Genomic DNA, 7,838 nt, shown 5'->3' with positions numbered 1-7,838 from the left:
ACCCCGCGAGCCGGACCCGTCCTTCGACGAACTACCCGACACCACCGAGCGCTCCCTCGTACTCCCCACCCGAGAGCGGGCGCCCCCGGCACACGAACCCCACGAACACGACCCGCTCGAGCGAGCCCGCAGCGACGAGCCGCGCCGGCGTGCACGCGGCCGGTCGGTCCATACAGGGCCCGAGGACGACCCGCCGCCGTTCTAGTGGCGGACCCACCGCCGCCGTCCGGGTCGCCCGCCCGCTCGGTTCTGCCCCCGGGGGACGGCCGACACGGCGGGATCGACCGGGGAGCGTCTCGCCGACCTACCCACCGAGGCGTTCAACGGCCTGGGCCCGGTCGCCGACCACACCGAAGTGCGCAGGTACACGGAAGTGCGCAGGTCCACCGAAGTGCGCAGGTCAAGCGTCGAGCTGAGGTCCCGCACGGTCCCGGGCGCCCATCCGCTCCAGCTCGGCGCCGGTGAGGCGGTAGGTCGTCCAGCCCTCGTTCGGCACGGCGCCGATCGCGCGGTAGAAGCCGATCGCGGGCGCGTTCCAGTCCAGCACGTTCCACTCCAGCCGGGCGTAGCCGTCGGCGCGGCAGCGGGCGGCCAGGGAGGCGAGCAGCGCGCCGCCGAGACCGGAGCCGCGGTGTTCCGGGCGGACGTAGAGATCCTCCAGGTGGATCCCGGGTACGCCCTCCCAGGTGGAGAACGTGCGGAAGAAGATCGCGCAGCCGACGACCTCCCCGCCGGCACCGCCGTCGGTTCCTCCGCCGATGCCGCCTCCGGTGCCGCCGTCGAGGACCGCCACGTGCGCCTGCGCCGAGGGATCCGGCCCGAACAGGGCGGCGTGCAGCTGCGCGACGGTCAGCCCACACTCCTCGCGCGCCTTCTCGTACTCGGCGAGCTCGTGCACGAGCTCCACGATCGCGGGGACGTCACCGGGCCCGGCTGCTCTGACCATGGCTGCTCCGGTCATGCCGGGGGGACCACGTTCACCGCGTCCAGCCGGGCGACGCCGCGCTCGTCGCCGAGCACGGTGACCGCGGCGGCGTCCATCTTCAGGTGCACCCCGCCGGTGGCCGGTAGCCCGATCCAGCGGGCGGCCAGGACGCGTCCGAAGTGGCCGTGCCCGACGAGCACCACGTCACCACCGGCGGTGAGGGCGCGGGCGTCGGTGAGCACCGCGTCCGCGCGGTTGCCGACCTCGTCCGGGGTCTCGCCGCCGGTCCACGGGCCGTCCCAGATCGTCCAGCGGGGGTGGCGTTCGCGGACCTGCGGCGTGGTCAGGCCCTCCGCATCGCCGTAGTCCCACTCGGCGAGGCGGCCGTCGACGGCGTCGACGCGCAGGCCGGCCAGCTCCGCGGTGACCCGGGCCCGCGTCCGCGGGCTGCAGAGCACGCGGGCCGGAGCCGGGGCGTCGGGGCCGCGCAGGAACTCCAGGGAGTGCCGTGCCCGGCGGGCCGCCTCCCGTCCGGCGTCGGTCAGGGGGATGTCGGTGTGGCCGGTGTGGCGGCCGGCCGCCGACCATTCGGTCTCGCCGTGGCGGAGCAGGAAGACCCGGCCGGGCGGGGCGCTGACGTCGTCGGACACGATCCGGCACGGTAGTCGCCACGGGGCGGGCGCACGGCACGGCACGTCACGGCACGTCACGGCGCGGCGCGGCGCCACCGGAGGTTCGCGCACGGGCGATATCGTGATGTTGACCCGAAAGTGACAGTCACCACCCGGGTGCCCGGTCGTTCATACGGGTACGGGGATGTCGGCGCGCCAGGCCGGACGGTGCTCCCCGGTTCGAGGAAGAGGAGACCATGTCGCGTGCCTTGCTGACCGGACGCCGGATCGCGGGAGTGGGAGTCGCGCTCGGCGTGGCCGCCGCAGCCGCACTCGCCGCACCGATGGCGGCCTCGGCCGCTCCCTCCGCCGGGTTCGCCCCGGCGGAGACGGCCGCGATCGGGCCGGGTGTGCAGATCGCCACCCCGCTCGCCGGCGGCGCGGAGCTGTGCACGGCGAACTTCCTGTTCACCGATGGCGCGGGTCAGGACGGTCACGCCGACGAGCCGAACGGGTCCGAGGGAGAGCGCCAGTCGGCGCACACCGAGTCCGCGGCCCACACCTCGGGCACCCCGGACGGCGCGGTCTACCTCGGCACCGCGGCGCACTGCAACGCGGGCGAGAGCGCGACCTCCTCGGTGGACGGCTGCCGGGAGCCGGTCATGCCCGAGGGCATCGAGGTCTCGATCCTCGGCCGCGACGGGCAGACCTACACCGGCCGGGTCGCCTACAACTCCTGGGCGACGATGCAGGCCCGCGGCGAGACCGACCCGCAGCTGTGCAACCTCAACGACCTCGCGCTGATCCGGCTCGACGACGCCGACGTGGCGAAGGCGAACCCGTCGGTGCCCGGCTTCGGTGGCCCCACCGGGCTCGACACGGACGGCACCACGCAGGGCGAGAAGGTCTTCAGCTACCAGCCGAACCAGCTCGTCGCGACGCCGAACAAGCAGGGAGTCAGCTTCGGCCAGCCGGAGGGCCCGCGCACGCACGTCGTGGCCACCGTGCCGCCGGGTGTGCCGGGTGACTCCGGCAGCGGCTACCTCGACGCCGACGGCAAGGCGTTCGGCGTGCTGAGCAGCCTGATGGCGCCGACCACCACCAACGGTGTCGCCGACATCGCCCAGGCGCTGGACTACGCCGCGGACAACTCCGCGATCGGGCGGGTCTCGCTGATCGAGGGCGACGCGCCGTTCGCGCCGACCGGCCTGCCGCTGACCGACATGCCGTCCGGCCCGCAGCTGCCGGCCCTGCCGCTGCCGGACCTGGTCCCCTCGCCGCTGGGTTCCTGAGCCGCACGCGCCACACGGCGGGCCGTCCGGGACGGCCCGCCGTTCGTGTGTGCGAGACGACACGTGCGGTGCCCACCGGCGCACGGGGCATTCTGCGGTTACGATCTGCCCGTACCCGACAGCCCACCCCCGGGACGTCCCGCCGCATCCTGCGTGGACACCCGTGGTGGCCGTCCGGCACCGCGAACTGGTTGACGACACCCGCGACCTCCGGTGCAACGGCAGGCCCGCCTCTCCGGCGCGCCCCGCATCGCCCCCGTGAGGAGCTCCTCCCGTCATGACCCTTGCCGACCAGACCAGCCATATCTCCACCGACCACCGCCCCGGCCCCGATACCGACCACCGTGCCGACGGCGTCCCGACCCGGGACGAGGTGTTCGGCGCGCACGAGGGCGGCAAGCTCTCCACCGGCCTGACAGCCCCGCTGAGCAACGCCCGAGAGCTGGCCATCGCCTACACCCCCGGGGTCGCCGACGTCAGCCGCGCGATCGCCGCCGACCCGTCGCTGGCCGCGCGCTACACCTGGTCCAACCGGTTGGTCGCGGTCGTCAGCGACGGCACCGCGGTGCTGGGTCTCGGCGACATCGGGCCGCGGGCGGCGCTGCCGGTGATGGAGGGCAAGTCGGCGCTGTTCAAGTCGTTCGCCGGCCTGGACTCGATCCCGGTCGTGCTGGACACCACCGACGTCGACGAGATCGTGGAGACGATGGTCCGGATGCGGCCCACGTTCGGCGCGGTCAACCTGGAGGACGTCTCGGCGCCGCGCTGCTTCGAGCTGGAGCGCCGGCTGGTCGAGGCGCTGGACTGCCCGGTCATGCACGACGACCAGCACGGGACCGCGATCGTGCTGCTGGCCGCCCTGCGCGGGGCCTGCGCGGTGCAGAGCCGTGCCCTGTCCGGCCTGCGGATCGTCGTCTCCGGGGCCGGGGCGGCCGGGGTGGCCTGCACCCGGATCCTGCTCGCGGCCGGCGCGAGCGACGTGGTGCTGCTCGACTCGCGCGGTGTCGTCGACGCCGGACGCGGCGGGGTGAAGGCCGAGCTGGCCGCCGTCACCAACCCGCGTGGCGTGACCGGCGGCGTCGTCGAGGCGATGGCAGGCGCGGACGTGTTCGTCGGCCTGTCCAGCGCGACGCTGCCCGAGGAGATCCTGTCCACGATGGCTCCGGAGGCGATGGTGTTCGCCCTGTCCAACCCGGACCCCGAGGTGCACCCGGCGGTCGCCGAGCGGCACGCCGCGATCGTCGCGACCGGCCGCAGCGACTTCCCGAACCAGATCAACAACGTGCTGGCGTTCCCCGGTGTGTTCCGCGGGGCGCTGGACGCCGGGGCCCGCCGGATCACCGAGCGGATGAAGCTGGCCGCCGCGGAGGCGATCTTCTCGGTGGCCGCGGACGACCTTGCCGCGGACCGGATCGTGCCCAGCCCGTTCGACCCGCGGGTGGCCCCGGCGGTGTCCGCCGCCGTCGCACACGCCGCGGGCGACACGCCGGGGAAATGATCACTTTCCGTACCTGCGCCGAAACGCAGAGCAGCCTTCGGTGAACGGCAGCCTCTGCAGGTCAACTCCATTGTGGCCGTTGGGCGACCGTCCGTGACCCCTCGGCGCGTCGGTCGGCGGTTACCTCCGGGTATTCGCAAGCAGACGATCCCTCGTTAGGCCGAACAGTCCCGTAACGCCCTGTGTAACCTGGCTCGATCGGGCTACTCGGGCGGATCGCCCGGGCTGGTGGCTCGTTGGTTCTGATGCACGGAGTCGATCAGAACGGAGGCGGGCGTGGGCGACCTGGAACCACGTGCGGGCGACCGCTCGTCCGGTAACCCGGGCGGGGCGGCACCGCGCTCGGGCACGGTGACGCGTGCCGGTGGACGGCGGCCCGGCGACGGCGGTGAGCGCCCGTCGGGTCTCGCCGACGACCTTGCCCGGGCCTTCACCGACTCCGGCATCCCCGGGCCGTTCGCCGACGAGGCCGACGAGGCGCCCCCGACCGCGGTGCCCGACGTCTCCGACGTCGTCCTGCCGCACGCCGCCACGATGCTGTGCGACCGGTCCGGCACCGTGCTGCGCACGAACCCGGCCCTGCGCAGGCTCGCCGGATCGGCGGACCCCACCGGCATGCGGCTGCCGCAGCTGCTCGTGGGGCCCGACTCCGACGCCCGGCTGGTCCGGGCGGACCGCCGGCTCGCGCGGGTACGGGTGGTGCGCTGGGCACAGCCCGGTGACCGGTCCGCCGTCGTGCTGGTGCCCTTCCCGGAGGCCGAGACCGCCCCGTCGGACGAGGCGCCCGCGCTGGACCTGGAGCGGGCCACCCGGTCCGGGACCTGGACGTTCGACCTCAACGCCGGGACGCTGACCCGCAGCGAGGGCCTGGTCGAGCTCTACCGCTCGCTCGAGGTCCGCCCGGACGGGCCGGACGGCCCGATCGAGGGCGAGCAGGTGGAGTTCGTGTGCCGGTTGCTGCGCCGCGACTCCCCGTCCGGTGCCGGCGAGCCCGCGGGCGCGGCGGACACCGGCGGGCACAGCGCCGAGCTGCGCCCGGCCGGCGACGGGGTGGGTGCCCCGGTGCTGAGCTGCCGGACCCGGATCGAGCGCACGGCGGGCGGCGGCCCGCTGCGGCTGATCGGCACCGTGGCCGACATCACCGACCGCCGCCGGGCCGAGCACCGGGCCCAGCGGGCCGGGCAGCGTTTCGCCGACCTGGTCGCCACGATCACCACCGGCGTCGCGATGCTCGACGACCGCGGACGCGTCGTCGACGCCAACCCGGCCATGTGCGCGCTGCTCGACGCCGACCTGGAGGCCCTGCGCGGAGTGCCCGCGCGCAGCCTGACCGCGGACCCGCAGCGCACGTCCTCGGAGCTGCCGGACTGGCTGCGCGACCCGTCGGACCCCCGCCCCAACTACCGGATCGACTCGCTGGCGCTGCTGCGCGCGGACGGCACCCGGGTGGACACCGAGATCGTCGTCAACGCCTCCCCGGCCGACGACGGGCGCCCGTTCTGGCTGCTGGTCTGCACCGACGTCGGCGAGCGGAACCGGGCCGCGGGCGTGCTGCGCGACGCCGACACCGTCGACCCGCTGACCCGGCTGCAGAACCGGGCCGCCGCGCTCGCGCACGCCGACCGGCTGCTCGCGGGCCCCACCGCGGACCGGGTCGCCCTGGTCGTCGGCGACGTCGACGACTTCGCCCGCGTCAACACCTCGCTCGGCCACGACGTCGGCGACGGGCTGCTGGTCGAGCTCGGTGCCCGGCTGCAGCGCGAGCTGCCGGTGTCCTGCACCGCATCGCGCCTGTCCGGCGACGAGTTCGCGGTGGTCTGCGCCGACGTCGCCGAGGTGGGCGGGCCGCAGCGCCTCGCGGCGCTGGTCGCGGACCTGTTGCGCGGCACCGTCGCGGTGCAGGGGCGCCCGGTCGCGATGACGACCTCGGTCGGGCTGGCCACGCCGGAGGTGATGCCGGCCGTGCCCGGTGCCGTCGCGGCGCCGCGCGGGTCCGACCTGCTGCGCTACGCCGAGGTCGCGATGCGCGGAGCCAAGAAGCGCGGCCGCGGTGCGGTCGCGGTGGCCGACCCGCGCAGCGGTTACGAGGCCACCCGCCAGCTCGAGATGGAGGCCGAGCTCCGCGCCGCCATCGAGAACGACGGGCTGCGGCTGGAGTACCAGCCGGTCGTCGGGCCGGACGGCACCGTGCTCTCCGCGGAGGCGCTGCTGCGCTGGTCGCACCCGGTGCACGGCGAGGTCACGCCGGGCGAGTTCCTGCCGGTCGCCCAGCGCGGCGGGCTGCAGCGCGACCTGGACATCTGGGTGCTGCGCACCGCCGCGACCGAGGCCGCGGGATGGCCGCGGTTCGGGCAGCGGATCGCGGTCGCGGTCAACCTGGCCGGCCTGCTGCCGGCCGACCCGGACTTCCTCGAGGTCGTCACCTCGACGGTCACCGGGTCCGGGCTCGGCTGGGACCAGCTGGTGCTGGAGCTGGTCGAGACCAGCCTGGTCTCGCTGCCCCGGCCCGCCCTGGACGCGATGAGCGAGCTGGTCCGGCGCGGTGTCCGGTTCGCCGTCGACGACTTCGGGACCGGCTACTCGTCGCTGGCCCGGCTCAAGGAGCTCCCGGCCCAGACGGTGAAGGTGGACCGCGCGTTCGTCACCGGGGTCGGCACCGACCCGGCGGACTTCGCGCTGGCCCGGGCCGTGGTCGAGGTGGCGCGGGCGATGGGCCGTAATACCGTCGCCGAGGGCGTGGAGACCGCGGAGCAGTTCCACGTGCTGCGCGGCCTCGGGGTGAACGCGTTCCAGGGCTGGCTGTTCGCCCGCTCGCTGCGCCCGGACGAGCTGCACCGGGTGCTGCGCGGCGGCGGGCTGCCGACACCGGCCACGGCCGCGGGCGGACCGCCGGACGCGCCACGCCCGGGTCCGCCCGGGCAGTGGTGACCGGCTGAGCCCGAGGTCGGTCCCCTACCAACGGCTCAGCGCACGAACGCGCTGTGCCCGGTGACGGCCTTGCCGACGATCAGGGTGTTCATCTCCCGGGTGCCCTCGAACGAGAACAGGGCCTCGGCGTCGGCGAAGTACCGCGCGACGCCGTTGCCCAGGATGATCCCGTTGCCGCCGACGAGCTGGCGGGCCCAGGACACGGTCTCGCGCATCCGGCTCGCGCAGAACTCCTTGGCCAGCGACGAGTGCGCGTCCGAGCCCTTCCCGGCGTCGAGCAGCTGCGAGTTGCGCACCGCCATGCCCAGCGACGCCGTCACGTTGCCCAGCATCTGCACCAGCAGGTCCTGCATCATCTGGAACCCGGCGATCGGGCGGCCGAACTGCTCGCGCTCCTTGGCGTAGGACAGTGCCAGCTCGTAGGCGGCCATCTGGGTCCCGACCGCGCCCCAGGACGCGTTCGCGCGGGTGCGCTGCAGCACCCCGCCCGCGTCGGCGAAGGTTCCCTTCCCGCCGGAGAGCCGGTGCGACTCGGGCACCCGCACCCCCTCGAGTGCGATGTCGGCGTTCTGCACGATCCGCAG

6 protein-coding genes are annotated in these 7,838 nt (G+C 74.7%); 3 read left to right on the top strand and 3 right to left on the bottom strand.

The window, feature by feature from the left end; all coding sequences use genetic code 11:
- Positions 1-400: 400 nt before the first annotated feature.
- Together I4I78_RS27135 and I4I78_RS27130 are read right to left on the bottom strand one after the other, a co-directional pair.
- On the bottom strand, positions 401-946 hold the full coding sequence (locus tag I4I78_RS27135; protein WP_218614341.1) for a GNAT family N-acetyltransferase: 546 nt from the start codon (positions 944-946) through the stop codon (positions 401-403).
- A gap of 11 nt (positions 947-957) precedes the next feature.
- Complete coding sequence (locus I4I78_RS27130) at positions 958-1,575, bottom strand: histidine phosphatase family protein (RefSeq protein ID WP_218614340.1); 618 nt, start codon at positions 1,573-1,575, stop codon at positions 958-960.
- A 218-nt stretch (positions 1,576-1,793) separates the two neighbouring features.
- Between I4I78_RS27130 and I4I78_RS27125 the strand changes: the two genes are divergently transcribed.
- From I4I78_RS27125 to I4I78_RS27115, 3 genes are all read left to right on the top strand, one after another.
- On the top strand, positions 1,794-2,828 hold the full coding sequence (locus I4I78_RS27125; RefSeq protein ID WP_218614339.1) for a serine protease: 1,035 nt from the start codon (positions 1,794-1,796) through the stop codon (positions 2,826-2,828).
- A 277-nt stretch (positions 2,829-3,105) separates the two neighbouring features.
- Positions 3,106-4,326 carry an NADP-dependent malic enzyme gene (locus I4I78_RS27120; RefSeq protein ID WP_218614338.1) on the top strand — a complete coding sequence of 407 codons (1,221 nt, stop codon included), beginning with the start codon at positions 3,106-3,108 and terminating at the stop codon, positions 4,324-4,326.
- Between the two features lie 276 nt (positions 4,327-4,602).
- Positions 4,603-7,254 carry a bifunctional diguanylate cyclase/phosphodiesterase gene (locus I4I78_RS27115; protein WP_218614337.1) on the top strand — a complete coding sequence of 884 codons (2,652 nt, stop codon included), beginning with the start codon at positions 4,603-4,605 and terminating at the stop codon, positions 7,252-7,254.
- A gap of 35 nt (positions 7,255-7,289) precedes the next feature.
- Here I4I78_RS27115 and I4I78_RS27110 read toward each other — a convergent pair.
- Positions 7,290-7,838: acyl-CoA dehydrogenase family protein (locus I4I78_RS27110; RefSeq protein ID WP_255567198.1), on the bottom strand; the 549-nt coding region annotated here is incomplete at its 5' end.

It is taken from the genome of Pseudonocardia sp. KRD291 (genome assembly GCF_019263595.1).
Taxonomy (GTDB): Bacteria; Actinomycetota; Actinomycetes; order Mycobacteriales; family Pseudonocardiaceae; genus Pseudonocardia.
This window is presented reverse-complemented; position numbering and strand designations above follow the sequence as displayed.

Bases quoted from the DNA above. Each gene is read 5' to 3' on its own strand.
- I4I78_RS27135 (WP_218614341.1), bottom strand. From the start codon at position 946: ATGGTCAGAGCAGCCGGGCCCGGTGACGTCCCCGCGATCGTGGAGCTC.
- I4I78_RS27125 (WP_218614339.1), top strand. From the start codon at position 1,794: ATGTCGCGTGCCTTGCTGACCGGACGCCGGATCGCGGGAGTGGGAGTC.
- I4I78_RS27120 (WP_218614338.1), top strand. From the start codon at position 3,106: ATGACCCTTGCCGACCAGACCAGCCATATCTCCACCGACCACCGCCCC.